Here is a 25,192-nt window from a genome sequence, read left to right as displayed (position 1 = left end):
CAGTGTCGGGTCGACACTGCACTACTTTGAATGATCTGATTCGCTCCTTTATTTATCTGGCAAACTGTAGAATCGCCAAAAGCATTTGATATTCGGGGCTTGGTCTATAGTCTAGTCGACTTCATCTTAATTTTATTTAGAAACCAACTTATACACTGTGAGCTACGTACCACTTCCTACTGTTTATGAACGCGAAGGCCGCTCTGAGCGCGCTTGGGATATCTACAGCCGCCTCTTGCGCGACCGTATCATCTTTATCGGCACTCCGATTAACGATTTTGTCGCGAATGCAGTTATCGCACAGATGCTTTTCCTGCAAATGGAAGATCCGAAAAAAGATATCAGCCTCTACATTAACTCCCCCGGTGGCAGTGTGACGGATGGCATGGCGATTTACGACACCATGAACTTCCTCCAGTGTGATACCGTCACTTATTGCGTCGGGCAGGCTGCTAGTATGGCCACTCTTTTGTTGGCTGCAGGCACGAAAGGTAAACGCTATGCATTGCCTAATAGCCGCGTCATGATGCACCAACCCACCGGTGGTGCTACTGGCCAAACTTCCGACATCTCGATCGCCGCGCGCGAAATCCTTCGTTGGCGCTCACGTATGAATGATCTCATTGCCAGCCACACGAATAAGACTGCCGAAGAGATTGCCAACGACTCCGATCGCGATTTTTACCTGACTGCTGAAGATGCCCTCGCTTATGGCATCGTCGATAAAGTCATCGAGGCGAAGCCGATCGGTTAATCCGCTCAGCCCTCAAAAACACACGCTCAACATTTTTTAGATTATGGCTAAGTCCACACGAATGACTTTCTGCTCCTTTTGCGGAAAAGCACAAAACGAAGTTCGCAAAATGATCGCTGGTCCGGCCGGTGTGCACATCTGCGACTCTTGTGTCTCTGTGTGCAAAACCATCATCGACCGTGAATTGTCGGAGGCGGGCGAAGAAGCTAAGCCGAAAGCTCCTGAAACTTCCAGCGGACGTTTTAACCTGCTCAAACCGGCTCAAATTACGGCTGCCTTGGATGAGCATATCATCAGTCAAGACTATGCTAAGCGTGCCCTCGCTGTCGCGGTTTATAATCACTATAAACGCTTGCGTTCGGAGTCTCGCATTGATCAATCGCCCGATTTCGCTGATCTCGATAGCAAATACGACGATGTGCAAATCGAGAAGAGTAATATCCTTTTGCTCGGGCCAACGGGGAGTGGTAAAACATTACTCGCCCGCACGATGGCCAAGATGCTCGATGTGCCCTTTGCCATTGCTGATGCCACTACCTTAACCGAGGCGGGCTATGTCGGCGAGGATGTTGAAAATATCGTGCTACGTCTGTTGCAATCGGCAGATTACGATGTGAAGAAGGCCGAGTGTGGCATTATTTACGTCGATGAAATTGATAAAATAGGCCGTAAAACAGATAACGTTTCCATCACGCGCGACGTTTCCGGTGAAGGTGTGCAGCAGGCGCTGCTTAAGATCCTTGAGGGCACGGTTTGCAATGTGCCACCCCAAGGTGGGCGTAAGCACCCGAACCAAGAATACATTCAGCTTGATACGTCTAATATCTTGTTTATCTGCGGGGGGGCCTTTGTTGGGCTGGATAAAATTGTTCAGAGCCGCGTGGGTTCTAAGGCAATGGGCTTTGATACGGAGCGTAACCGCCACCAAAACGAAGTGCCAGTCAGCGAACTATTGCGCGAAACACAGCCAGAAGATCTGGTTCATTTCGGTATGATTCCCGAGTTTATCGGCCGCCTACCAATGGTCGCTGTGCTCGATGAGCTCTCTCGTTCTGATTTGGAGCATATTTTGCAAAATACCAAGAATTCTTTGGTCAAGCAATACAGCAAGCTCTTCTCGATGGAAGGTGTGGATCTACACTTTACCCGCGACGGAGTGGCTGCAATTGCGGACAAAGCGATTGAGCTCAAGACGGGCGCTCGCGCTCTGCGTTCCATCATGGAGCGTATCATGCTCGATGTGATGTATGATTTGCCTCAGACTGAAAATGTGGAGAAAGTGGTCATCAATCGTGGTGTTGTCGAAGGCCGAGCTAAGCCTAAGCTGCATTACGGCAAGGCAGATCAAGCCACCGAGGAAGCGTCTAAAGATGAGTCTAAGGATTCATCTGCCGATGCAGCCTAGTTGCAGTCTAGTTGCAGTCTAGTTGCAGTCTAGTTGCAGCTTGGTTGCAGTCTAGTTGTGTCAATTCTGCGTGGGCTTTTCGAAGACGCGTGCACCGGGGCGGTATTTAGTATAAGCATACATCCACTGGATCAGCACTGCGAGGCGATTGCGGAAGCCGATCAGAAACACGAGGTGTACCGCCAACCAGAGAAACCATGCGGGAAATCCTGAAAATTGAAATTTGCCGAATTCAGCGACCGCTGAGGAACGACCGATCGTAGCCATCGAGCCTTTATCGAGGTACGCGAATGGGGGGCGGGCTTTCGACTTTTCGTTGAGCTCATCTTCCAGAATGCGAGCGACATGCCTGCCCATTTGCATGGCGGCAGGCGAAACGCCAGGCACGCGTACGCCCTTGCAATCTACTAGGTCAGCGATGTCTCCGATCGCAAAGACCTCGGGGTGACCACGGAGTGAGCAGTCTGGCTCTGTGGCGATTTGACCTTTCCTGTTGTGATCGCCCGGCAGCTGATTTACTAAGGGGTTTGCTTGCACGCCCGCGGTCCAAATGATCGATTCGGCCTCGATACGCTCGCCACCCACTGTGATGCAAGCTTCTGAAATGTCCTCGACTGCTTGGTTCAACTTGAGTTCCACCCCCATTCGTTCTAGGCTCTTTTGCGCTTTGGCGGAAGAGGCCTCAGAATACATGGTGAGCACGCGATCCGCCGCTTCAACGAGGATGATGCGTGATTGCTCGGGTTTAATGGAGCGAAAGTCTTTTTTGAAAACACGCTTAGTTAGCTCGCTTAACGCACCAGCCATCTCCACGCCTGTGGGGCCTGCGCCTACGACAACGACTGTCATCAATCGTTGTCGTTCGGACGGATCGTGTAGTGCCTCGGCCTGTTCGAAAGCGTTAAGCACGCGTTGTCGGATGCGCCGAGCCTCATTGAGTGACTTCAGCCCGATCGTGTGTTGAGCCCAGGCGTCATTGCCGAAGTAGCTGTTGACCATGCCTAGTGCCACCACCAAGTAGTCATAGTGCAGTGTTTGATGGGAGAGCTCGACAGTCTTCTTCTCCGTGTCAATCGACTGTGCGCTATCCATTAAGACTTGAACGTCTTCGCGTCTGGAAAGGATGGTGCGCACGGGCTCGGCAATGTCTGGCATCGCCAAACCACCGGTCGCTACTTGATACAGTAGAGGTTGAAATAGGTGGTGGTTTTGGCGATCAATGATCGTGATTCGTGCATTGGAATGGCGGAATTTTTGAGTGAAAGTCAGGCCACCAAATCCAGCTCCTAGAACAACAATGTGTTTTTTCTCCGGCATGCGTCAGCTTAGCGCATGCCGGAGAAATATCAAGCGGTCGACGGATCTTGCTGATCACAGCGGCGCCGTATCCAACTGACCGCGTTGATCAGTGCGATCATCGTGTGAGATGGGGGCCTTGGGCTTTGATCACTCCTGTTCAGCAGCGTTCAAGGCCTCGCGGTAGCCCGCAGCATAGGCCTCGAATACGAGTTTGATCTCGTCGCGGATGCGGCGAAAGGCGTCGAGCTCAGACTCCTCGGGACGCTGTGCATGGGGGGGATCTTCAAAGCCCCAGTGGTAGCGGCTCACTTTGCCAGGAAAAGTCGGGCAGGCTTGGTCGGCGTTGCCACAGACAGTGATCACGGTGTCGATGCCCGCGTTTAGATATTGATCCAAGTGATCGGATGTGTGGCCACTGGCGTCGATGCCGATTTCCTTGAGTGCTTCGATTGCCAGGGGATGCACTGCACCCTTGGGTTTGGAGCCCGCGCTAAAGACCTCGAAGAGGTCGCCAGCTGCGGCGCGTAAGATGCCTTCAGCCATGTGGCTGCGGCAGGAATTGCCTGTGCAAAGAATGAGTATTTTTTTCATAATGTTGAGTGCGCTTTCGCCTTCATAGAGCTGTCCACTTTATGCAGGATGCGAGTGAATAAGCCGGGCTTTGTGGCAGTTGCTCGTTGGTGGGCTGTTCTATTCGTTTTTATAATTAATACCGTTGTCGTAAATTTTAGTTCTTAGCAGCTGTTAGCTGCAGCCGATCTTTTCACAGACGCTGACGGGGCAGTCGTCGTTGGCTCCGGCGATGCGTGCGATGAGTTGGTTGCGGTTGACTAGGTCGCGCTGCAGTTGATTGCACTCGGAACACTCGGCTTGGCGAAGATATTGCAGGTTTGCTCGCAGGAGGCCATTGATAGGTGCAATCAGTGAGTAGATCATCCAAGTTCCTTCGCGCTTGGATTCGACTAGGCCGAGTTGCTTCATCGCTGCCAATTGCTTCGACATCTTGACTTGTGGCACCTCGAGCAGCTCTTGCATGTGGCATACGCAGAGCGCGCCTGCCTCTAGTAAGTTGAGGATACGTAAGCGCTGTGGGTCCGCGATGCATTTGTAGAGTCCACTGGCTTCCATGATGCTTTTTGTATTCTTGGTTTGGTATATACTGTCAATGGTATATATTTATTGTCTGCATTTTTCTTTTAAGCTGGAAGCTTTTTGAACGCCTGTGATTAATTGATGTCTGTTCCAGTAACGACATACTAATATTTTTTCATGAGCCTCATTTTTGTATTCGATTCTCTTTTTATTCAGGCGGCCGCGGGGCCCAATGTATTCACTTATTTCGCGCAGTCGAATCTCGCGGGGCAGGTGGTCATTTTTATTCTTGGTTTATTAAGCATTGTTGCGTGGACGGTGATGTTGGGCAAATACCTCGATCTTTCGAAGCTACGTTCACAAAATCAGCGCTATGAGCGTCTGCTTAGCAAAGAGTCACACTTAATTGCGCTTGACCCTGAGCGTCCGGGGAAGGGCGCCGGACCCTATTATAATATCGTTCGCGAAGCCTTGGAGGCCTTTCGTCGCTACGGAGGTGACTTGACTAATGCGGATCCGCATCGAGCGACTTTACGCATGGGGCATGTGGAAAATGCGCTGCAACGCAGCGTAGCGGAGCAAATTATTCGTTACGAAGCGAAGATGGTGGTGCTGGGCTCGATTATCACGGGGGCTCCATTTTTAGGGCTGCTGGGCACGGTTTGGGGTGTGATGGATGCTTTTGGAAGTATGGCGGGCGCGGGTTCAGCGAGTCTGCAAGGCTTGGCCCCTGGTGTCTCGGGTGCCTTGCTCACCACAGTGGCCGGACTGATCGTGGCCATTCCCTCTGTGTTTGGGTATAATTATCTGTTGCAACAGACCAAGATTGCGGTCGTTGAGCTGGAAAATTTCGCCAGCACCGCAGCGGACCGCATCGAGCTCGAAGCGCAGGCGGCTGCCAATGCATAATTTGGGCTTATCTAGTTCCTACTTCTTAATTTTTAATTCCTAATTCTCACTGTGGCCCGTAAATTCCATCGCAAAGACCGGCTTTCTGCTCTGACCGAGATCAATGTCACGCCTTTGATCGATCTCGCGTTTGCATTACTGATTATTTTCATGGTCACCACTCCCTTGCTAGAGCAAACTGTGGAGCTTAACCTGCCAGTCGAAACCGCCAAGAGTCAGCCGGAAGAGCGGGAGGATTTTCAGACCATTTCCATCGATCAAGCGGGAGTCTATTATTGGGGCGAGCAACAAGTCTCTGAGCTGCAATTGGGCGATTTATTGGATACCATGGCGATGGACCCCGCCCCGCCGGTGCTGAGTTTGCGCGCGGATGCGCAGCTGCCTTATCAAAAAGTCATCACCGTGGTCGATATGATTAAGCAGCGTAAGCTCTCCAAGATTAGTCTAGATACCAAAGTCGAATGATGAAATTTTCTAAGAACCCTCCTCTCTGGACCGCGGTGATTTTACACCTGGTGGTTCTGCTGGGCATGTTCTTGGCGACGATCGTACAGGCTTTTAAACCGAAGGAAAAACCACACGTCTTCGAAATGGTGGAACCGCCCAGCGAAGTGAGCCATGCGCAAGCGTCCTCGCCAGAGCCACAGTTGCCCGTCGACCTCCCTCAGGTCGAGCTGCCGCCCGTGCCACAAGTCGAAATTCCGGAACCACAGCCAGTTGCGCCGACGCCTACACCGCCTAAGCCGACGCCCCAGCCTAAACCGACGCCTAAGCCCACCCCGAAACCGACGCCCAAGCCGGCGCCTCAGTTGATGTCGGCAGATGCTTTTTTTAAAGAGCACCCTAAGGAGGCGCCTAAGCCGCGGCAAGTTGTGACGCCTCGTCCAAATATTCAAGTGCGGCAAATCGATGTGCCTAAATTAGTGCTCCCCCGCAATCCGATTGCGAGTCAATCAAACCAGCAGCTTTCATCGCAGCAATTGTCGGCCTTGGCTAGTTATAGTTCACGCCTGCGCTCACGCATTGACGCCGCGTGGACCAAGCCCGCTCAGCTAGCTGGTGTTCAATTGGTGGCTGAGGTGGTTTTTAATGTGTCTGCATCGGGACAGATTACCAATGCGCGCCTGCGCCCCGGATCGGGCAATGCGGCCTTTGATCAATCTGTCCTCGCTGCGTTTCGCATGGCAAGTTCCGCGGGGCCAACGCCGACCGGGCAAGCGCACGAGTTCTCGCTGTCGTTTCGGATGCGGGATTGATTTTTAGCTTGATGTCAAGATAGTTGTTGCTAGCTTGAGTGTCATGCCCAAGATTTATCAACATTCTGGTTCGCACCTCTTTCTTCTCTTTTGGAAGGCATCGCACGGGGTGATGCGCTACGATCATAAGAGCATTACAAAGCAAGGCTTTGCTTCTTTGTCGGACTTTGCGGTGCTGGAAGTTTTGCTGCATAAGGGCGCGCTGCCAGTGAACACCATCGGCGAGAAAGTGCTGCTGACTAGCGGTTCGATTACGACTGCGGTGCAACGAATGGAAAAGAAGGGCTATGTGCGTCGTGAGCGAAGTGAGGGCGATGCTCGCGTTGTGCTCGTGCATCTTACCGAGCTTGGCCACGAGGTGATTGTGGACGCCTTCGCCGCACACGCGGCCAATTTAGACACGCTGTTCAGCGAATTCTCCGAGAAGGAACGCACTCAGTTTGCTGATTTGATGCGTAAGCTCGGTCGCCGTAGTCAAGCGCTGACAGAATAGAAAAATTTACCTATATATCTTGATGTCAAGGTTTTGTGTGGGCTGAAATACAAATAGAAAGAACAATAAATATGAAAATCAAAGAAATCCTCCTCAATACTTCCAACAGCATCGCGCTCTTACCGATCCGTTTAGGCGTCGGTGTCGTGATGGCTGCGCACGGTTCACAAAAGTTATTCGGTTGGTTTGGGGGCTATGGCCTCGAAGCAACGGGGCAATTTTTCTCTGAGAACCTCGGCCTGAAACCGGGTTTATTGATGGCGGCGATGGCGGGCGGCACAGAATTTGTCGGCGGTTTGCTGTTAATTGTGGGCTTAATGACTCGATTGGCAGGCCTCAGCCTCGCGGGCACCATGGCGGTTGCCATTCTCACCGCGCATTCCAGCGCTTTCTTTGCCTCGAATAACGGCATGGAATATCCGCTCACGCTGCTGCTCGCCAGTCTCACTCTCGCCATCGGTGGTGGGGGAGCCTTCTCGGTCGATCGTAAGCTCGCTGCAAAATAATTCATTAGAAAAAGGCACATTCTATCATGACACTTACAAAACAACTCACACGCTCAGAAGAGCGTATGCACAGTGATTTCGACTGGCTGAATAGTCGGCACAGTTTTTCATTCGGCGGACACTATGACCCCGAGCGCATGGGCTTCGGCCCCTTGCGCGTGGTGAACGATGATATCATCGCGCCCAGTGGCGGCTTTCCTTCGCACCCGCATCGGGACATGGAGATCATCACTCTCGTGCTCGATGGTCAGTTGCAGCATAAGGATAGTCTGGGGAATGGTCGTGTGATTCAAACAGGGGATATTCAATACATGAGTGCGGGCAGCGGAGTGGTGCACAGTGAGTTCAACCCTTCGGCGGATCAGCCCGTGCATATCATGCAGATATGGATTCAGCCGAGCGAAACGGGGCTTGAACCACGCTATGCTGATCAGCCGATGCTCGGTGCCGTGGATAACGAATGGAAACTCATTCTGTCCCCGGATGGGCGTGAGGGCTCGATGGCGATTCGCCAAGACGCAGAGCTGCGCACTCTTCGCTTAAGTGAGGGGAAGTCGGTGTCCTATGTCAGCGATAGTGAGCGGCGCGGCTATTGGATATTCGTCCTGCAGGGTGCCGTTCAAGTGGGGGGAGAACAGCTCTTGCGGGGGGATTCGCTGGCGCTGACAGATGTTGCTGATCTGGACTTTGTGCAGCAAGGGACAGAGGTCGCTCAAGTGATGCTGTTCGACTTGCCTATCGATTGAGTCCTTTCGCTCGCCTTTTGTGGCTGAAGCGCTAGCTTTCTCTACATGCGTTCTATTCTAAATACACTTCTAGTTGCTCTGACTGTTCTACTATCGACTGGGGCGCTGCGCGCCGAGTCCTCCTGGGCGAGTCGGGCTTTGTCTATTTTTAAAAGTAGTCCTGCGGCTGATACGGAGCTCGGGAGTGCGTTTGCAAATGCCGATGAATTGGCCAAAGCGCTACGTGAAGCATTGGCCGTTTCTGCCGAACGTGCATTGAGTGCACTGGGGCAGCAGGGCGGGTTTGCTAATTCTGAATTGTATCAAATTCCATTGCCCCGCGCGGTTGAGAAGTTGCGCAAGCCTTTAGCTTTGATCAATCAAGACTATCGTTTAGATGATGTTCAGGCTACGATCAATCGTGCCGCGGAAACAGGCGTCGCTGCTGCGCCTGCGATTGTGAAGGAGGCGATCAATAGCCTGACACTAGAGGACCTTAATACACTTTGGAAGGGAGAGGACGATGCCATTACCCGTTTCCTCGAAAAGAAATCCCGCGCTCAGTTGAGTGAGCGTATGCTGCCACTGATTTCGCAAGCGACGGATGCGACAGGTGCTACGCGCACATATAAGGAGATGCAGTCGGCTGTGCCAAGTTCAGGGACTGGGCTCTTCTCTAAAATTCAGTCCTTTACTGGAATCGCTGCCAGTGATTTTGATCTGGACCAATATGTGAATGATCAAGCACTGGATGGCCTCTTTACCGCGATGGCTGCGGAAGAGAAAGCGATACGTGAAAATCCTTTAGCGCGCTCGACAGATTTGTTGAAGCAGCTCTTCGGGCAGTAGGCGGGCTTAATTGGCGATGGGGTTTAGTCCCAGCGTTTTGCGTTTGGAAGCGTCTTGAGGGGCGTGTTCGGACCAGTAGTTGCTGTTCATTACACGGTGCGTGAGCACTGCTTGTGTGATGCGCTTGCCGTCTTCGATCTCCTTCCAACTTTGGATGATATGGGGAAATTTTGTTTCATAGTTGATGTGTAGTTCTCGATCGATGTTTTCGTAGCGGATGATATAGCGACTCATTGCCCCTTGAGTGATACGTTCTGCAGTGGCGCGTTCTATGTGGACCGGGCTATGGGCGAATCGGGTATGCACACCGCTCGGTATGATTTGGATGGGCCCCGTGGGAAGGCTTTGAGGCGAGAGGCGTAGCTTGAGCCATACGGCATCTTCGAGTAGGGCATCGCGAAGTTCAAAGTTTTGATCGGCTTCACTTTGAAAGTAGGAGCGCAGTTCGCCACGCCAGCCTTGTGCTGTTCGGTTCAATTGTGAAAAAGATTGGCCACACCAGTCCTGTACACTGGTGTTTGTTTTGAGCGCCCGGGGGTATTTTTCCAAGTCGATCGGTTGAAAGGTGCTGCTCATGGTGCGGTAGCTGTAGATCCCGGTGTTAAAAGTGCGCAGAGCGTTGAGCTTGAGCACGTCAGTCGATGGCTGCCCCCCGGATTCGTTCTTAACCTGGACATCGGTTAGGAAGGGTTCGGTGACGTAGATGAATTCGACGTGCCCTGGGTGAGACTCTCCGTAGCGTGTTTGAGTTAGTTCGTAGCGGTTGATCTCTGCGCCGTTGAACCAAAACTCACGAACTTGGTTGGCACTTAGCGATGCGGTGAGGGTGAAGGTGAGGCAGTAGTAGAAAAGACGCATACTCGGGGATTCTAGATGCAAGCGGCTGTTTTGCAAATGACAGGGGCAAGCTTTCATGTGTTTGATAATTCTATCTAATACTACATCGCATTAAGATAAGATGTGTTGATGTATTCGAGGAGTTCTTCATTTCGGAGGAATGATTTTTAAGTACAGTTTCCGTGTTTACACCACTCTCGTTCTTATCTGTGGTGGTTTATTGTCAGCAGTACAAGTTCTGAATGCTGAATTTGACGGCGATGTCCGTCTCTGGCAGTCGCTCAGTATCAATGCCTACGAAGATGATAACTGGCGCATCACTGCGGGAGCCCAGAGTCGGCTATTCGATGAAGGTAAGTTCCTTGGGGCATGGCTGCTCTTCCCGACGGTGCAGTATAAAGTGCACCCCAATCTGGATTTAGGCGCGACTTATTTGTTGGAGGACATTCGTAGTGATTGTGGGGATGATTATGGGCGGCTGCATATTTTCTGGCTTCACGCCAGTCCACACTGGCAGCTTAGTGACAATCTCAAGTTCAGCATGCGTCACGTGCTGGGCCTGCGTGAAATTGAAGGCAGCGACGACTACTGGATCTCGCGGCATCGTTTCGGGCTGGATTACAAATTGGAAGATTATGGTCGGCTTGTGGGGATCGGTGCCAGCACTGAAGTATTCGTTCGCTATGATACAGACGAAATATTTGAAAATCGCTTCATCCCCATCAAGACCACCTTCAAAATTAGCGAGCGCAGTAAACTGTCATTGTATCTAATGACACAATCCAAACGCGCAGTCGGCGGCTCTAGCTGGAAGACTGCCTACGTCTTTGGGCAATCCCTGAGCTACAAGTTTTAGAATAAACTTGCAGTGTTCTTCCATATTTGAAATTAATTTCAAATATGGAAATTAAATCCTCGTCTGATCGCGTAGAAGCAAGTGCACCTGCATTGGAGCGTGGCTTACGCTTGCTACAGCTACTCGAAGGCCATTCATCAATGAGCCTGGACCAGATTAGTCGACAATTAGAGACCCCAAAAGCGTCCACACTCCGCCTCTTGGCCACCTTGGAACAAATGGGAATCGTTCGCAAGATTCCGGAAAAGCGGTATCAGGCACTCTTTCGACTCCAGCCTCTACAATCGCCGATCGAGCGCTTTCGTGATTCGCTGAAAGCACGCATGGCAATGCTAGTTGCATCCACCGATTGCACTGTCGAATGGTATGAACCCACCTGCGACGGCATGCAGCTCATCCATCAAACTAATCCTGAAACTGAGCTTTGCGTTCAAGCTCGACCGGGCTTCCTACGTGACTGGCACACTGAGTTTGAAGCGGTTATTTGTGTCGGCCACGCATTTGCTTCACAAGCTCCGCCGCTAAAGAAGAGTCAGCATTATACAGCCAATGGAATCCTCTGTCCGATCGACCGCGAGGAAATACAAAAACGTATCCGTCACGCAAAGTCGCAACAAACAGCCTACGATCTTCCTTTTAACTCCAATGGAGTTCGTCGATTTGCCGCTGCAGCTTTTGACCCCGATGATTTGTCATTTCTCGGCGTGCTTGCAGTCGCTGAAGTATACCACTTCTCACGGGCAAACGAACCTGAATTTATCATTCAATCCCTAACTCAAACGCTCAAACAGTAACTATGCGCATACTATACATCGATATCGACAGTCAACGCCCAGATCATTTAGGGTGCTACGGCTATCATCGCAACACCAGTCCAGCGATCGACCAGATTGCTAAAGAGGGCGTCGTCTTTGATCGTTGTTATACACCCGATGCACCCTGCCTCCCATCACGCACTGCGTTCTACTCGGGGCGTTTCGGAATACAAACTGGCGTTGTGGGGCATGGAGGCACCGCGGCTCAACCCAAAATTGAAGGAAGTCAGCGCGGCTTCCGCGACAATTTTGATGAACACGGACTCGCTCGTCAGTTGCAACATCTCAATTATCACACTGCAATGATCAGCCCCTTCGGTCAACGTCATGCGGCATGGCATTTTTATGCTGGCTTCAACGAAATACATAACACCGGGCAAGGTGGTGCTGAATCCGCCGAAGTTGTGCAACCTGTCGTCAGTAAATGGATGGCTGATAATGCTTCGAAGGATAACTGGTATTTGCATATTAACTATTGGGACCCCCACACCCCTTATCGTGTGCCCTTGAACATCGAAAATCAGTTTGAGAATGAACCACTGCCTGAATGGTTATCCGATGAGGTGATCGAAGCCAACAATCAGAAAGTGGGCCCGCACTGTGCACATGAAATCGATATGTATACTGGCAATGGTCATCCCGCGTATCCTCGTCATCCTGGTAAAGCAACTGACCGTGAGTCCGTGCGTCAAGTGATCGACGGCTATGACATGGGAGTCCGCTACGTAGATGATCAAATTGCTTGCATCGTGGAAGACCTGAAAGCGGCCGGTGTTTACGACGATACCATGATTGTGATTTCAGCTGATCACGGTGAAAATTTAGGAGAATGGGGTCTTTACGGTGAACACGGCACCGCTGATGACATTACCTGCCGCGTTCCATTGATTATTAAATATCCAGGCGGTGCTAAAGGTATTCGCAATAGTCAGTTTCATTACAATCTCGATTTTGCTCCAACAGTCATGGAATTGCTTGGAGGTAAAATACAAGCAATTTGGGATGGTGAGTCCTATGCTCCGGCCATTACGGAGGGCTTGGATATGGGGCGCGATGAAGTCACGATTAGCCAATGCTGCCATGTTTGCCAGCGCTCAGTCCGCTGGGGGAAATGGCTTTATACGCGCACTTACCACGATGGTTTCCATCTTTTCCCTCAGGAAATGCTGCACGACCTTGAAGCGGATCCACACGAGCAAAACGACTTGGCACTAGATCATCCGGAGCTTTGCCGTGAAGGCCAATGGCGCCTGTCCAGGTGGCACGATGCGCAAATGCAGAAAATGGCTTTAACTGGAAACGACGTAGTGGACCCGCTGTGGACTGTGATTCGCGAAGGTGGCCCCTTCCATGCCTCACTTACGCATGGGCAACCTGGAGTCGAAGGGTTTGAAACTTACATGCAGTACCTTGAAGCTACTGGTCGACAAGCCGGTGCGGACGCACTCAGAGAAAAATATACACCGATCATCAATCAGATTAAAAATTAAGCATTCGACAATAATTTCTGAAACTCAGGCAAACTTGCCATGGGTTTGAGTGCCTCATCACTCCCGAGCTCTGCTCGATAAGATTCAGTGAAATGAATCGCTCGCTGTAGTGATTGGATCGCTTCATCACTATAGCCCATGGTACAATAAGCACGCGCGAGTTGGTAATGCGCCTGACTGTTTTCGGCATCGATGTCGAGCGCCTGGGTGCACAGGTTGGCTGCCCATTGCGGTTCGTCTAGTTGCAACACGGAGTGTGCTTTATAGGTGAGAGCTTCTACGTCTTGTGCGTTGTGTTTCAGGATTTCATCATAGAGCGCAATCTTCTGCGCGGGGCTGTTTTCTTGCCCCGCTCGTAACCAGAGTGCTTGTATGTCTTGGGTGCGCTCAATTTCTTCGCGGTTCTCTTCGATGTGTTGTGTCTTCTGTTTGACTACGCGTTCGAGCTTTTCGAGTCGTGTTTCATACACGTCGATCAGCTTCGTTACGCGACCTTCAGCGGCCACTTGAATACGCTTCTGCACGTCGCGCATCGACGACCAGCCCATGATCACCAGAATGGAAGAGACCCCCGCTATGAGATAAAAGAAGTAAGTTACCGTGTCAGTGGAATATGCGACCGCGCGGTCTACGGAATTGTGCTCGCGGTCGAGGATCTGTTGCATGAGTTCATGTTTCTGTGCGGCCATCTCGCTGCGCAGTGTTTTTAACTCGTCCAAGACATAGCGCTCAATGAAAGGGGAGTAGAGTGGCTCCTCCAGCGATTCGATGGTATCTGTATAGCTCGCTTGGGATGACGTAGGGTCCATCGTCGACGCGGGCCCGTCGAAGTCCTGAGCGCTGGCAATGACCGAGCCCAATAATGTGAGCGCCAAGACTAAGGCCCAGTGTGCGTAGAATGGAGTCTGCTTTATCATTGAGATCATTAATTGTGCTTAAGCCGCATTGGCGATAGAGCCGCGAGGTACGTCTTCTTCGACTAAGACGCGGTGCAAACTGCGTATGGTTGCCTCATAATCTAACTCTTTCACTATAAAGTTGATGTCTACCTGTCGCATCGATTGGCCAGTGGCTAGAATATTGATGTTATGCGCCGAGAGTGCACCAGTGGCGCGCGCCATGATGCCGGGAATTGTCATATTGCTGCCGATTGCGGAAACAAAGGCGACGCGCTGTTGATCGATCTCGGCATCGGGGTAACGCTTGAGCAGTCGTGCGCGAATGCGCTTAATTGTTTGCAAGTTGGCATTGATGTAGTGAGTGATGGTGTTGGCATTCACGCCCTTGGATACGATATGTGCTTTGCACTGCTGAATCGTTTCTACGATGTCTTGATCATACTCATGGAAGTTGCCCGCGATGTCTTGATCAAATAGGGTGAAGGCATAGATGTCGGTGCACCCGGTGATGATTTCCACCTGTGCCCGCTCGCGCGTGAAGCCGGTGGTGATGAGTGTGCCGGGGTGCTGTGGCTCAAATGTGTTTTTTACCACTAGCGCGATGTCGTTTTTGCGTAAGCCCTTCGCCGCACGCGGATGGATCGCTTCCATGCCGAGGTTGGCCAATTGGTCGGCGACATCGTAATTGGTGCGCCCGATTGGCTCTGCGTTTTGCTCGCCGACGATGCCGGGGTCGGCACTGCTCAAATGAAATTCTTTGTGAATGATCGCTTCGCGCGCTTGTGTGAGTACTGCTAGTCGACTGAAAGTCATCTCGCTGTAGCCGCGATCAAATGATTTCATTAAACCACGCTGACTATGCGCGTAGCCGGTCACGATGGGGAACGCTTCACTCAAATCCAAATCAGCGAAGGCCTCTTGTATGCGTTCATCCAGTGTGATATGGCGCTGTGTTTGCCAGCCGGTTAAATCAATGAAGCGCGCGGCGATCCCATCTTCGTTTAGCAAGCGTGCGGTGTTCCATGCGCTGTGTGCTTCACCTAAGCTCGCCAGCATTTCCCTTACGGTTTCGAGGTGCGAGCCGAGCTCGAAGTGCCCGTGCCCACATAGTTGCAACAGCCCGTCCAGGCAGCTTTCGGCATCGTCGATACGTTGCTCGATGAATTGATTCGCTTCCTGCAAGGAATCTGAATGCGCAAACAACTCGGCATTTATGCGCTTTATTTCGTTTCTTAAGTCTGTGATCGCTGCCTTCCAGCCCTCGCTTTGCATGCTTTTAGCAAAGAGCCCATAAATGCCGGGCTGCCCGTTTTTTTTGTGCTCGAGCAAGCGATTGGTGATGCCGCTGTATGCGGATACCACAAAGATTCGATTGAACGCGTCGACCTTCGGGCGACCTTGCAGAATGATGTTATCACGCACCGAGGCATATTGACTCATAGAAGTCCCCCCGATCTTTTCGACTGTGTGCTGTGTCATGTGTATGTTTCTTTTTCTGTTAATGATTCGTTGCGAGCTGCTGCTGAGAGTCGCCCATCAATCACTAGAATGAGTAAGCCAATTAAGATCCCGGGCATGCCTTCGTAGATGGTGGCATGCCATCCCAAGAATCGCCAAAGTAGTGCCGTTCCGAGCCCTCCGAAAATCGCAATTACGGATCCTTGTCGGCTGGGCTGTGCGCCGAGACAGAGGTAGATCAGTAGCGGTGCAAAAGCACTTGCGAGTCCGGACCAAGCCATGATGACTAAGTTAAAAACGCTTTGTTTGTTGAGCAAGGCCCAAGCCAGTGCGGCTAAGGTAATCAAGGCGGTTCCGAGCTTGAGGATTTTGGTGTTCTCGATTTTCCCAGGCAGCAAGTCGTGCGTCAGCGCGGAAGAGCAGCTTAAGATCAACGAGTCGGCCGTGGACATGGTCGCAGCGAAGATCCCCGCCAGCACAATCCCCGCGGCAAAGGGGGGAAGCATCTGCTGCGCCATGGTGGGCAAGGCGAGCTCTGCATCGAAATTGCCGGGATCGAGAATGTAAATGCGCGAAAGCATGCCTACGCCCGTTGCCATTAGATAGAAGGCGAGAAACCAGAGGTAATACCAAGCCCGCGCGCGACGCATTTGGCCAGGGTTGTCCAGTGTCATAAAGCGCACCATCACATGCGGTTGCCCTATTACAGAAAAGCCCGCAAAAGCCCAACTTATGGCGAATAGGAGCCCGCCCGCCAGTCCGGGGAGGGCGAGATCTTGTGGGAACCAATTTAAATAGCCATCGATCGCTTCCATCTTTGTGATCGCGCCCTCGATGCCGCCGAAGCTGTGAATGCCGACGACTAGCATCATCGTCATCGCACAGATCATCACCACAGACTGTGCGGCATCTGTCCAGATTGAGGCGCGTATACCGCCTGCTAGGCAGTACACGACGACTAGGATGGCGCCGATCACTGCTCCGGCATAGGTAGGCCAGCCAAAGAGCACGTGCAAGGCCTTGCTGCCAGCGACCAGTTGCGCGCTGGCGTAAGCGAGTAGAAACACGAGCGATATGATCGCGCAGATGCGCTGCAAGCTCACATCTTCGCGGCCACCCCAGCGGCTCAGCACGCCGGCAAAGCTGACCTCCTTGGTGTGGGCGGTTGCTCGCCGTAGGCGGGCATGGATGAAGGTCGAGGCGATGTAGTCGCCTGCGATCCATCCGATCATTAGCCAGATCGCCGCCAAGCCGGTTGCGTAGGTGTAGCCAATCACGCCAATGAACATGTAGCCGCTATTGTTCGTCGCCACGGCGGACAGGCCGACCAAGGACGGAGCCACTGATGAGCTTGCCAGATAGTAGTCCTTCTTGGTGCCGCGACTGTGCCGCACAGAACTAACGCCAATCACTACGAATGCCGCGAGGAATAGCAGAAAACTGAGGATCATCGGAGGGGAGGGCTCAGCCCTGCTGAATTGGAGCGGCCTCTAATTCGTAAGCTCCCTCTGCATTGTGCACCTCGGTGCCATGCAGCGGCGGATTAAACACACAGGCCATCTTCATCTCTGATTTGGCTCGTAGCGTGTGCCGATCGTGTTTGTCCAAGACATAGAGTGTGCCGGGAGCGATCGCATGAACTTGCCCGTCTTCACGTGATTGCACTTCTCCTTCTCCGGATATGCAATAGACTGATTCCAGATGATTCTGATAGTGCATATCAAAATCGGCACCTGCATAAATCGTGGTGATGTGAAAGGAGAAGCCCATGCCGTCGTCTTGCAACAACATGCGTGTGCTATCCCAGTTCCCGTCGGGAGAGACGATCTTACGCCCCTCGTCGGCTGCTTGCTTTAAATTACGTACGATCATGATTATGCGATGATATGCTGCGATTCTTCTTTCGATTCGACGACTACGTCGTCGAAGTAACACGGATCGTCGGGGATTTCACCATGGGCGGCGCAGACTTCCTGAATCGATTCTTCGATAATATCGATCCCTTTCGCCAGTGATTCCTGTGAGATGGTCAACGGGCAAAGTAGCTTTATAATTTGATCGTCGGTGCCGCTGGTTTCAATGATCAGACCGCGCTTGTAGGCTGCTCGTGAGATCTGGCTTGCAATCTCACTGCTGACACAATTGATGCCCTGAAACATGCCACGACCCTTGGCCGTGAAATTGCCATCGCCATACTTCTCGACGATCTTGTCGAGGCGTCCAGCTATATAATTTCCCTTTTCCTTAATCTCACGGGCAAACTCGCCGTCGGCCCAATAGGTGTCGAGTGCCGACTTTGCAGTTACAAATGCATGATTGTTCCCGCGGAAGGTGCCGTTGTGTTCACCTGGAGTCCATTTGTCATACTCCGGCTTAAACATTAACATAGCAAAAGGTAGTCCATAGCCGCTCAACGATTTCGAGAGCGTCACGATGTCTGGCTCAATGCCTGCAAATTCAAAACTAAAGAAGTCACCGGTGCGTCCGTTGCCCGCTTGAATGTCATCCACGATCAAGAGCACGCCATGGCGCTTGCAAACCTTGGCCAGACTTTGTAACCATTGCATGCTGCAATAGTTTACGCCGCCTTCGCCTTGCACCGTTTCTACGATAGCCGCCGCGGGTAAATCTACTCCGCTGCTACTGTCTGTCAGCACCTTGTCCAAATATTCAGTGGTGTCGACTTCGTCGCCTAAATAACCGTCGTAAGGAATGCGGTGGCCTCCCGTCAGAGCAATGCCCGCACCATTGCGGTGATGCGAATTTGCAGTGGCCGAAAGCGCGCCTAAAGTTTGCCCATGCCACCCGTTGGTGAAAGAAACTACATGTGAGCGACCTGTGATTTTACGCGCAATTTTGAGCGCGGCCTCCACAGCATTGGTTCCTGTCGGGCCAGTAAACATTAACGTATAGTCCAGTTTGCGTGGCTCTAAAATATGCTGCTTAAATGCCTCTAAAAATTCTTTTTTGGCATCAGTGTGCAGATCCAGACTGTGAGTGATGCCCTCGGACTCAATGTACTCAATCAATTTCTTGCGAAAGACGGGGTGGTTGTGTCCATAATTGAGCGCACCCGCTCCGGCTAGGAAATCAATGTATTCATTCCCGTCTTCATCGTATATGAATTCACCCGCCGCCCGTTTAAACAGACGCGGGAAGTTACGTGCATAGCTACGCACCTCGGATTCGAGTTCTTCGAATATTTTCATGTTTATTATTGGTTAATAAATTAATTGAACGGACCAATGCGCACTAAATGCTCGGTCTCGTGCTCACCGAAAAAGTGAGTCTCTTTGTCGAAGGCTACAGATACCTCCAGCTTTGCACTCAGCTCTTTCGCCAATTTGCGAAAGAGTGCCCACGAAGCTTCGTTCTCTTTGGTGATTGTTGTCTCCAGGAAACGCACCTCCTCGCTGTGTCCGCGTTGCAAAAGCTCACGCAGCATTCGCAAGGCTAAGCCTTGCCCACGTGCTTCCGCGCTGACTACGACCTGCCAGATGAACAGAGTGCAGGCTTTGCGTGGAATCATGTAGCCAGAAACAAAGCCCACGGGTTCACCCAGCTTTTTTGCAATTATAGATGTATCCGAAAAGTGAATACATTGCAAAAGGTTGCAATAAGTGGAGTTCGTGTCCAGGGGCGGGCTCTGCGCAACCAATCGATTGATTGATGAGCCGTCCAGGGAGTCGGGAATCTGTAGTTCTATTTCGTCGATGTCACTAGTCTAGAGGCGTCCCCCTCGTCGGGATCAAGGGTATTATTTGCCCGGGGAGTGGATTCGACGCCTCTATCAGTTCGATACCGTTACCTAATTTAGTGAGTGCAATTGTGCTCTAAGGCACGCTATCTCTTAGCTGAGCCCGAATTCGAAATTTTGTATTTTCTGAATTAACGACGTCTCAAAAAAATCTATAAATTTATTTCAATAACGCTTTCTAGTGAAGAATTTGACTGTCTTATTTGACGTTATTCGCGTGTTCAAGCTGCATACAAGTAGCCCTTGGAGGCGCTCAGCTCCATTGTGATCGTTAAACTGTTTTAGAATAGCGGCCTGCGACCGCAGGGTCTAGGTAAGCGTCAAAGCACATGGCAAGATTTCGAATAAAAAGGCGGCCACGCTCGGTGACAGCAAATCCGCGATCCGTCCAGACCAGCAGCCCATCCTCTGCTGGCTCAGCCAGTTGCTTTAAAGCCTCGGCAAAGTGTGACTCGAAGTTGACATTCCATTTTTCAGACATGGCGCCAAAATCGAGTGAAAGGTCGCACATCAGTCGCATGATCACGTCCGCCCGCATGCGGTCTTCGTCCGTCAACTCATAGCCCTTGGTGATCGGTAGCTTGCCTTGTGATAGGCACGCCCGGTAGCTTTCAAGATCTTTCACGTTTTGGTGAAAGCCAACCGAGCCTTGTGAAATACTAGAAATACCAAAGCCACAAATTTCGACACCCGCACGGGTGCTATAGCCCTGGAAGTTGCGTTGCAGTGACTGCTCACGTTGCGCTTGCACCAATTCATCGTCGGGCAGGGCAAAGTGGTCCATACCTATATAGACATAGCCTTCGGCAGTCAGGCGTTCGATGCAAAGTTTCAGCAGCTGCATTTTAGTTTCCGCATCCGGCAGACCAGCTTTCTCCAGTAGCTTTTGGGCAGGTCGCATCCAGGGCACATGTGCGTAGTTAAAAATCGCGAATCGGTCAGGCTTCAGTTCCAGCACTTCATCCAGGGTTGCCGAGAAACTGTCGCAGGTCTGAAGTGGCAGACCGTAGATCAGGTCCAGATTGACCGAGTTAAAACCATTGTCGCGCAACATTTGCATCGCTTCCACATTCATCGCCTGCGGTTGTAGTCGGTGGATCACCTTTTGCACTTCAGGGTTGGAGTCCTGCACGCCAAAAGAGGCGCGGGTCAGCCCCATGCGAGCAAACGCCTCCACGTGTTCCCGATTCAGTCGACGCGGGTCCAGCTCAACTGATTTTTCCGCATCATGGGAAAAAGTAAAGTGTCGGTCGATCATGCTCGCCAAACGGTCAATTTGGGCCGAGGTGAAGAAGTTAGGCGTGCCGCCCCCGAAGTGCATTTGCACCGCCTCGCGTCCCGCGGGCAGATGTTGAGCAAAGATTTCAAGTTCTCTTTCCAGCAAGTCCAGGTAATCACTTCCCCGATTACGATCCAGAGTCGTAATCTGGTGACAGCCACAAAACCAGCACAGCGTCTCACAGAAGGGCAGGTGGAAATACAGTGAAAGCGGTGCATCACCATGTTCCACTCCAGCCATCAAAGGCGCGTAGTCCTCGTATTCTCGAAAGTGATTCGCAGGCGGGTAGCTCGTATAGCGAGGCCCCGGGCGGTTATACTTTTCGATCAGTCGCAGGTCTTGAGATGTAATTTGCATGAGAACCCAACTGATAATCAAAAGCCCAACATTTGCCAAGTCGCTATTTCATAATATAGAACCAGGCTATAAGAATTAGGTTGACTGCTTGAGTTATGTGAGGGCAAGCTATTGTTTGAAGGGGAGTTATGAAACGAATACGTCGAACTAAAGTTGAGGGGGCTGCGGCGACTTACCATTGTATGACGCGTGTGGTGAACGGTGAGCGGCTCTTTAAGGATCGTGAGAAGGAGGTGCTGCGTAAGATGATTTGGCAGTTGGCTGACTTCTGTGGGGTGGAGGTGCTGACTTATTGCATCATGTCGAATCACTTTCATGTGCTGCTGCGGGTGCCTTCGGAACAAAATGTGGATGATGCGGAGTTGCTGCGTCGTTATCAGGTGCTGTATCCTAAGCCGACTCCGTATCAGTCGGACTCGATTAAGGTGCTGCGCGCTGAGTTGGCTGCGAATTCGGAGGACGCTCAGGAGACGCGGCGTAAGTTACTGGCCCGGATGGGGGATATTTCTGAATATATGAAGGCGGTGAAGCAGCGCTTCTCTGTGTGGTATAACCGTAACCATAATCGTTATGGCACGCTGTGGGCGGACCGTTTTAAGTCGGTCTTGGTCGAGGGGCGGGGGAACCCTCTGCAAACGATGGCTGCCTATATTGACTTGAATCCAGTGCGGGCTGGTTTGGTGGAGGATCCGAAGGATTATCGCTTCTGTGGCTATGCGGAGGCGGTCTCGGGCGTGTCCGCTGCGATCGAGGGCTTGCGCCGTATCTGGGGCGATCATGATACGGACCCGCTGCGGGCGCATCGTCTTCTACTCTTTGGTCAGGGCAGTGCGGCGAGTTCGAAGGGGGGTGCTACCATTGCACGTGAGGAGGCTCTGCGTGTTTTGGAGCAGGAGGATGGCTTATTGCCGAAAGCGGCGATTTTGCGCTGCCGGGTGCGCTATTTTACCGATGGTGCGATCTTGGGTTCTGCGGAATTTGTGAGGAGTTACGCTGCGGCTTGGCAAATGGAGCGCCAGCGCCGACATCCTCCGAAGATGAATCGACTGAAGGGGGCCGAATGGGGCGACCTGGCTGTGATTCGGGGGCTGCGTAAGGCGGTGTTTAGCTAGCGAAGCCTTGTGAACGTCCAACTGCTTCCCCAAAATCTTAGTGTGCTTCGAGCCAGTTGTCGCCTAGGCCGATTTCGATTTCGATGGGGCAGGCGAGTTCCAGTGCGCCGACCATGCCTTGGGTGACGATTTCGCGCAGTTGGGCTTCTTCGCTGGGCTCTAGGTCGAAGACGAGTTCGTCGTGCACTTGGAGTAGCATGCGACTTTTGAGGCCGGCTTCTTGGATGGCGTTTTGAATGCGCACCATGGCGATCTTGATCATGTCGGCGGCGGTGCCTTGGATGGGCATGTTGATGGCGTTGCGCTCGGCGGCGGCGCGGATGGTGCCATTGCCGGAGTTGATGTCGCGTAGGTGTCGGCGGCGTCCGCACTTGGTTTCGACGTAGCCTTTCTTTTGGGCGCTTTCTTTTTGTGCTTCCATGTAGCCGGGGATGCCGGGGAATTGGGCGAAGTAATTATCAATTATTTCTTGGGCTTCTTTGCGGCTGACGGTGCCGAGGCGCTGGGCTAGGCCGAAGGCGGAGATGCCGTAGGGGATGCCGAAGTTGACCATTTTGGCGGTGCTGCGCTGGTCGCGGGTGACGTCTTCGGGTGTGACGCCAAAGATCTTGGCGGCGGTGGCGGTGTGGATGTCTTGCCCTTCTTTGAAGGCGTTGAGCAGGCCGGCGTCGCCGGTGAGGGCGGCGAGGATGCGTAGCTCGATTTGTGAGTAGTCGGCGGCGAGGAGTTTCCAACCTTCGCGCGGCACAAAGGCTTTGCGGATCTCGCGGCCCTTGGGGCTGCGCACGGGGATGTTTTGCAGGTTGGGATCGTTGGAGGAGAGGCGGCCGGTGGCGGTTTGCACTTGGCCATAGTGGGTGTGCACGCGGCCGGTTTTGGCGTCGACTGAGTTGGGCAGGGCGTCGATGTAGGTGCTCTTGAGTTTGGTGAGCTGGCGGTATTCCAAGAGGTCGGCGACGATTGGGTGCTTGGGTGCGAGGCTGGAGAGCACTTGCTCGTTGGTGGCAAACTGTCCGGTCTTGGTCTTCTTGGGCTTTTCGACGAGTTTGAGTTCGTTGAAAAGAACTTCGCCGAGTTGCTTGGGAGAGTTGAGGTTGAACTCGTGGCCGGCGACTTGGTAGATGTCGGCTTGTAGTTGCGCGATGTGGCTTTCGAGTGAGGCACCGGTGGCGGCGAGTGTGTCTTCGCACATGCGGATGCCCTCACGCTCCATGGTGACGAGCACGGGCAGTAGGGGCACTTCGATGTCGTAAAAGACTTTGGCCTGGCCGCTTTCTTTGAGCTTGGGCTCGAAGGTTTGCCAGAGTTGCAGCGCGATGTCAGCGTCCTCGATCGCGTAGTGGGCGAGGTCCTTTTCGGCGACGCCGGAGTAGTCGATCGACTCGTTTTTTTGGGCGTCGGGCAGTAGCTCGCTGAAACGAATGGGGGAGTATTGGAGAAAGTCCTCGGAGAGCGTGTCGAGGTTGTGGCGCTGTTCAGGGTCGATGAGCGCGTGGGCCAGCATGGTGTCGTAGCAGGGACCGGCGACGGGGACGTTGCTTTCCTCTAAGATGGAGAGGTCGAATTTGAGGTTGTGACCGATTTTGGTGAGTGTGGCGTCGGCGAAGACCGGGCGCAGCGCGGCCAGGGCGGCTTCGCTGGCGGGTACCCAGTAGCCGCTGTGTGGCTGGGTGGAGAAAGACATGCCGACGAGTTGCGCGGCGCGGGGATTGAGCCCGGTGGTCTCGGTGTCGAAGGCGAATGCTTTGGCTGCTGTGAGGCTGGCGACGAGCTCGGCTAGTTCGGCATCGGTTTTGACGATGCGGTAGTCGGTCTTGAGGTCGCCGAACTTTTTGAAGGCGATCTCGGGAATGAGGGCCAGTTGTGGGTCGACTGACTCGGACGCAGCAAATCCATTCGACGGGCTCATGGCGGAGCCGGAGATTTGCGATCCCGGGTCTTGCTTGGCGGCTTTCTCGTCGTCCTCGCTCATGAGCACGAGGTCGGTGGCGGCGGCTTGCACGGAGAAGTCGGCGCCGAAGATGCGTTTGCCGAGGGTGCGGAATTCGAATTCGGCAAAGATCGGGATTAGCTTTTCCTGGTCGGGCGCTTCCAGCTGGATGGCGTCCCAGTCGGAATCGATGGGAACATCGAGTTGAATGGTGGCGAGCTTTTTGGAGAGGCGGGCTTGGTCGGCGTTGTCGCGGACTTTTTCCTGTTGTTTGCCTTTGAGCTCATCGACGTGGTCGAGCAGGCCTTCGACAGTGTCATATTTGGCCAGTAGTTTCTCGGCGGTCTTGGGGCCGATGCCGGGCACGCCGGGAATGTTGTCGGAGACGTCGCCGCAGAGGCCGAGCATGTCGATGACTTGGTCGACGCGGGTGATGCCCCATTTTTCTTTGATCTCCTCGACGCCGAGGATTTCGCCGCCGTCGCCTTTGCGGCCGGGGCGATACATTTTGATCTTATCGGTGACTAGTTGGCCAAAGTCCTTGTCGGGGGTGACCATGTAAATTTCGTCGAAGCCGTCCGCTTCCGCGCGGTGGGCGAGGGTGCCGATAATGTCGTCGGCCTCGTAACCATCCATTTTGAGCACAGGAATGCCGAAGGCTTCGGCGACACGCGAGAGGTGGGGCAGTGCGGCGGCCAGGTCTTCTGGCATGGCTTCGCGTTGCGCCTTATACTCGGGGTGTAAAATGTGGCGTTCGGTGGGGGCGGAGGTGTCGAAGACCACCGCGAGGTGACTCGGCTTTTGCTTGGTGATCAGATCGATCAGAGTGGCGGTGAAGCCGAAGATGGCCGAGGTGTTGAAGCCTTTGCTGGTGTAAATGGGGCTGCGAATCAGGGCGAAGTGCGCGCGATAGGCCAGCGCCATGCCGTCGAGTAGGTAAAGAGATTTCATGTGGAGAAGAACTTTGAACGTCGAACGTCGAAGGTCCAACTCTGAATGTTGGAATGTTGTTGCTTGCTGTAGTCGGGTTGCTTTAGCGCCCGATTTGGTGTTTTGAAAGCGGCTCGGCATGGAAACAGGGCGCTAAAGCAACCCTGCTACGTTTGGGGCGACT

At 52.7% G+C, this 25,192-nt stretch carries 25 protein-coding genes; 13 read left to right on the top strand and 12 right to left on the bottom strand.

The window, feature by feature from the left end:
• The first annotated feature begins 157 nt into the window (after window positions 1–157).
• On the top strand, window positions 158–754 hold the full coding sequence (locus QEH52_RS17065; protein ID WP_308952106.1) for an ATP-dependent Clp protease proteolytic subunit: 597 nt from the start codon (window positions 158–160) through the stop codon (window positions 752–754).
• Window positions 755–797: 43 nt separating this feature from the next.
• The gene (clpX, locus tag QEH52_RS17060) at window positions 798–2,159 is read left to right on the top strand and encodes an ATP-dependent Clp protease ATP-binding subunit ClpX (RefSeq protein WP_308952105.1); all 1,362 of its coding nucleotides are present in this window, start codon (window positions 798–800) and stop codon (window positions 2,157–2,159) included.
• A gap of 60 nt (window positions 2,160–2,219) precedes the next feature.
• On the opposite strand, the gene QEH52_RS17055 is transcribed toward clpX, so the two are convergent.
• The 3 genes from QEH52_RS17055 to QEH52_RS17045 form a co-directional block, all read right to left on the bottom strand.
• Window positions 2,220–3,476, bottom strand: a complete 1,257-nt coding sequence (locus QEH52_RS17055) for an NAD(P)/FAD-dependent oxidoreductase (protein ID WP_308952103.1) — start codon at window positions 3,474–3,476, stop codon at window positions 2,220–2,222.
• Between the two features lie 129 nt (window positions 3,477–3,605).
• Window positions 3,606–4,049, bottom strand: coding sequence for an arsenate reductase ArsC (locus QEH52_RS17050; RefSeq protein WP_308952102.1), 444 nt, complete (start codon window positions 4,047–4,049; stop codon window positions 3,606–3,608).
• Window positions 4,050–4,202: 153 nt separating this feature from the next.
• Window positions 4,203–4,586, bottom strand: coding sequence for an ArsR/SmtB family transcription factor (locus QEH52_RS17045; protein ID WP_308952100.1), 384 nt, complete (start codon window positions 4,584–4,586; stop codon window positions 4,203–4,205).
• Window positions 4,587–4,727: 141 nt separating this feature from the next.
• Between QEH52_RS17045 and QEH52_RS17040 the strand changes: the two genes are divergently transcribed.
• From QEH52_RS17040 to QEH52_RS17010, 7 genes are all read left to right on the top strand, one after another.
• A complete protein-coding gene (locus QEH52_RS17040; RefSeq protein ID WP_308952098.1) occupies window positions 4,728–5,459 on the top strand; it encodes a MotA/TolQ/ExbB proton channel family protein in 732 nt (243 codons plus the stop codon).
• A gap of 51 nt (window positions 5,460–5,510) precedes the next feature.
• Window positions 5,511–5,924, top strand: a complete 414-nt coding sequence (locus QEH52_RS17035) for an ExbD/TolR family protein (protein WP_308952097.1) — start codon at window positions 5,511–5,513, stop codon at window positions 5,922–5,924.
• Window positions 5,921–6,715, top strand: a complete 795-nt coding sequence (locus QEH52_RS17030) for a TonB family protein (protein ID WP_308952095.1) — start codon at window positions 5,921–5,923, stop codon at window positions 6,713–6,715. The genes QEH52_RS17035 and QEH52_RS17030 overlap by 4 nt, the downstream gene beginning before the upstream one ends.
• 43 nt (window positions 6,716–6,758) lie before the next feature.
• Window positions 6,759–7,208, top strand: a complete 450-nt coding sequence (locus QEH52_RS17025) for a MarR family winged helix-turn-helix transcriptional regulator (RefSeq protein ID WP_308952094.1) — start codon at window positions 6,759–6,761, stop codon at window positions 7,206–7,208.
• A gap of 71 nt (window positions 7,209–7,279) precedes the next feature.
• The gene (locus tag QEH52_RS17020; protein WP_308952092.1) at window positions 7,280–7,714 is read left to right on the top strand and encodes a DoxX family protein; all 435 of its coding nucleotides are present in this window, start codon (window positions 7,280–7,282) and stop codon (window positions 7,712–7,714) included.
• 26 nt (window positions 7,715–7,740) lie between these two features.
• Window positions 7,741–8,460 (top strand): pirin family protein, encoded by a 720-nt coding sequence (locus QEH52_RS17015; protein WP_308952090.1) that lies wholly within the window; start codon window positions 7,741–7,743, stop codon window positions 8,458–8,460.
• A gap of 45 nt (window positions 8,461–8,505) precedes the next feature.
• Window positions 8,506–9,288 (top strand): DUF4197 domain-containing protein, encoded by a 783-nt coding sequence (locus tag QEH52_RS17010; RefSeq protein WP_308952088.1) that lies wholly within the window; start codon window positions 8,506–8,508, stop codon window positions 9,286–9,288.
• Window positions 9,289–9,294: 6 nt separating this feature from the next.
• Here the strand turns inward: QEH52_RS17010 and QEH52_RS17005 are convergent, their stop codons facing one another.
• Window positions 9,295–10,203: a hypothetical protein gene (locus QEH52_RS17005; RefSeq protein ID WP_308952086.1), complete on the bottom strand. Its 909-nt coding sequence runs from the start codon at window positions 10,201–10,203 to the stop codon at window positions 9,295–9,297.
• An 82-nt stretch (window positions 10,204–10,285) separates the two neighbouring features.
• Here QEH52_RS17005 and QEH52_RS17000 point away from each other — a divergent pair, with 82 nt between their 5' ends.
• From QEH52_RS17000 to QEH52_RS16990, 3 genes are read left to right on the top strand one after another with little or no spacing between them, the layout of a single operon-like run.
• Entirely contained in the window at window positions 10,286–10,981 is a 696-nt protein-coding gene (locus QEH52_RS17000; RefSeq protein WP_308952085.1) for a DUF2490 domain-containing protein, read from the top strand.
• Between the two features lie 44 nt (window positions 10,982–11,025).
• Window positions 11,026–11,775: a helix-turn-helix domain-containing protein gene (locus QEH52_RS16995; protein WP_308952083.1), complete on the top strand. Its 750-nt coding sequence runs from the start codon at window positions 11,026–11,028 to the stop codon at window positions 11,773–11,775.
• A gap of 2 nt (window positions 11,776–11,777) precedes the next feature.
• The gene (locus QEH52_RS16990) at window positions 11,778–13,286 is read left to right on the top strand and encodes a sulfatase family protein (RefSeq protein ID WP_308952081.1); all 1,509 of its coding nucleotides are present in this window, start codon (window positions 11,778–11,780) and stop codon (window positions 13,284–13,286) included.
• Here QEH52_RS16990 and QEH52_RS16985 read toward each other — a convergent pair.
• The 7 genes from QEH52_RS16985 to hemN all read right to left on the bottom strand — a co-directional run bounded on the left by QEH52_RS16985 (window position 13,283) and on the right by hemN (window position 21,036).
• A complete protein-coding gene (locus tag QEH52_RS16985; protein WP_308952079.1) occupies window positions 13,283–14,212 on the bottom strand; it encodes a TPR end-of-group domain-containing protein in 930 nt (309 codons plus the stop codon). The genes QEH52_RS16990 and QEH52_RS16985 overlap by 4 nt on opposite strands.
• Window positions 14,213–14,221: 9 nt before the next feature.
• Window positions 14,222–15,664 carry an aspartate kinase gene (locus QEH52_RS16980; RefSeq protein WP_308952078.1) on the bottom strand — a complete coding sequence of 481 codons (1,443 nt, stop codon included), beginning with the start codon at window positions 15,662–15,664 and terminating at the stop codon, window positions 14,222–14,224.
• Window positions 15,661–17,094, bottom strand: a complete 1,434-nt coding sequence (locus QEH52_RS16975) for a sodium/proline symporter (protein WP_308952076.1) — start codon at window positions 17,092–17,094, stop codon at window positions 15,661–15,663. Before QEH52_RS16975 ends, QEH52_RS16980 begins: the two co-directional genes overlap by 4 nt.
• Before the next feature lie 13 nt (window positions 17,095–17,107).
• Window positions 17,108–17,515 carry an ectoine synthase gene (locus QEH52_RS16970; protein WP_308952074.1) on the bottom strand — a complete coding sequence of 136 codons (408 nt, stop codon included), beginning with the start codon at window positions 17,513–17,515 and terminating at the stop codon, window positions 17,108–17,110.
• A 2-nt stretch (window positions 17,516–17,517) separates the two neighbouring features.
• Complete coding sequence (ectB, locus tag QEH52_RS16965) at window positions 17,518–18,852, bottom strand: diaminobutyrate--2-oxoglutarate transaminase (protein ID WP_308952072.1); 1,335 nt, start codon at window positions 18,850–18,852, stop codon at window positions 17,518–17,520.
• A gap of 20 nt (window positions 18,853–18,872) precedes the next feature.
• Window positions 18,873–19,325 carry a diaminobutyrate acetyltransferase gene (gene ectA, locus QEH52_RS16960; RefSeq protein ID WP_308952108.1) on the bottom strand — a complete coding sequence of 151 codons (453 nt, stop codon included), beginning with the start codon at window positions 19,323–19,325 and terminating at the stop codon, window positions 18,873–18,875.
• A gap of 346 nt (window positions 19,326–19,671) precedes the next feature.
• Complete coding sequence (gene hemN, locus QEH52_RS16955; RefSeq protein WP_308952069.1) at window positions 19,672–21,036, bottom strand: oxygen-independent coproporphyrinogen III oxidase; 1,365 nt, start codon at window positions 21,034–21,036, stop codon at window positions 19,672–19,674.
• 128 nt (window positions 21,037–21,164) lie between these two features.
• On the opposite strand from hemN, the gene QEH52_RS16950 reads away from it, so the two are divergent.
• Window positions 21,165–22,148, top strand: a complete 984-nt coding sequence (locus tag QEH52_RS16950) for a transposase (RefSeq protein ID WP_308952067.1) — start codon at window positions 21,165–21,167, stop codon at window positions 22,146–22,148.
• Window positions 22,149–22,185: 37 nt separating this feature from the next.
• Here QEH52_RS16950 and polA read toward each other — a convergent pair whose 3' ends face one another.
• Window positions 22,186–25,029, bottom strand: coding sequence for a DNA polymerase I (polA, locus tag QEH52_RS16945; protein WP_308952065.1), 2,844 nt, complete (start codon window positions 25,027–25,029; stop codon window positions 22,186–22,188).
• Between the last annotated feature and the right edge of the window lie 163 nt (window positions 25,030–25,192).

This window comes from Thalassobacterium maritimum (assembly GCF_031127805.1).
Taxonomy (GTDB): Bacteria; Verrucomicrobiota; Verrucomicrobiia; order Opitutales; family Coraliomargaritaceae; genus Thalassobacterium; species Thalassobacterium maritimum.
This window is presented reverse-complemented; position numbering and strand designations above follow the sequence as displayed.

Excerpts from the sequence above, each read along its gene's own strand:
- hemN (WP_308952069.1), bottom strand. The coding sequence starts at position 21,036 with ATGCAAATTACATCTCAAGACCTGCGACTGATCGAAAAGTATAACCGC.
- QEH52_RS17010 (WP_308952088.1), top strand. The coding sequence starts at position 8,506 with ATGCGTTCTATTCTAAATACACTTCTAGTTGCTCTGACTGTTCTACTA.
- QEH52_RS16980 (WP_308952078.1), bottom strand. The coding sequence starts at position 15,664 with ATGACACAGCACACAGTCGAAAAGATCGGGGGGACTTCTATGAGTCAA.
- clpX (WP_308952105.1), top strand. The coding sequence starts at position 798 with ATGGCTAAGTCCACACGAATGACTTTCTGCTCCTTTTGCGGAAAAGCA.
- polA (WP_308952065.1), bottom strand. The coding sequence starts at position 25,029 with ATGAAATCTCTTTACCTACTCGACGGCATGGCGCTGGCCTATCGCGCG.
- QEH52_RS16970 (WP_308952074.1), bottom strand. The coding sequence starts at position 17,515 with ATGATCGTACGTAATTTAAAGCAAGCAGCCGACGAGGGGCGTAAGATC.
- ectB (WP_308952072.1), bottom strand. The coding sequence starts at position 18,852 with ATGAAAATATTCGAAGAACTCGAATCCGAGGTGCGTAGCTATGCACGT.
- QEH52_RS17020 (WP_308952092.1), top strand. The coding sequence starts at position 7,280 with ATGAAAATCAAAGAAATCCTCCTCAATACTTCCAACAGCATCGCGCTC.
- QEH52_RS16990 (WP_308952081.1), top strand. The coding sequence starts at position 11,778 with ATGCGCATACTATACATCGATATCGACAGTCAACGCCCAGATCATTTA.
- QEH52_RS16950 (WP_308952067.1), top strand. The coding sequence starts at position 21,165 with ATGAAACGAATACGTCGAACTAAAGTTGAGGGGGCTGCGGCGACTTAC.
- QEH52_RS17025 (WP_308952094.1), top strand. The coding sequence starts at position 6,759 with ATGCCCAAGATTTATCAACATTCTGGTTCGCACCTCTTTCTTCTCTTT.
- QEH52_RS16975 (WP_308952076.1), bottom strand. The coding sequence starts at position 17,094 with ATGATCCTCAGTTTTCTGCTATTCCTCGCGGCATTCGTAGTGATTGGC.
- QEH52_RS17030 (WP_308952095.1), top strand. The coding sequence starts at position 5,921 with ATGATGAAATTTTCTAAGAACCCTCCTCTCTGGACCGCGGTGATTTTA.
- QEH52_RS17050 (WP_308952102.1), bottom strand. The coding sequence starts at position 4,049 with ATGAAAAAAATACTCATTCTTTGCACAGGCAATTCCTGCCGCAGCCAC.
- QEH52_RS17005 (WP_308952086.1), bottom strand. The coding sequence starts at position 10,203 with ATGAAAGCTTGCCCCTGTCATTTGCAAAACAGCCGCTTGCATCTAGAA.
- QEH52_RS17055 (WP_308952103.1), bottom strand. The coding sequence starts at position 3,476 with ATGCCGGAGAAAAAACACATTGTTGTTCTAGGAGCTGGATTTGGTGGC.
- QEH52_RS17040 (WP_308952098.1), top strand. The coding sequence starts at position 4,728 with ATGAGCCTCATTTTTGTATTCGATTCTCTTTTTATTCAGGCGGCCGCG.
- QEH52_RS17000 (WP_308952085.1), top strand. The coding sequence starts at position 10,286 with ATGATTTTTAAGTACAGTTTCCGTGTTTACACCACTCTCGTTCTTATC.
- QEH52_RS17015 (WP_308952090.1), top strand. The coding sequence starts at position 7,741 with ATGACACTTACAAAACAACTCACACGCTCAGAAGAGCGTATGCACAGT.
- QEH52_RS16995 (WP_308952083.1), top strand. The coding sequence starts at position 11,026 with ATGGAAATTAAATCCTCGTCTGATCGCGTAGAAGCAAGTGCACCTGCA.
- QEH52_RS17045 (WP_308952100.1), bottom strand. The coding sequence starts at position 4,586 with ATGGAAGCCAGTGGACTCTACAAATGCATCGCGGACCCACAGCGCTTA.
- QEH52_RS16985 (WP_308952079.1), bottom strand. The coding sequence starts at position 14,212 with ATGATCTCAATGATAAAGCAGACTCCATTCTACGCACACTGGGCCTTA.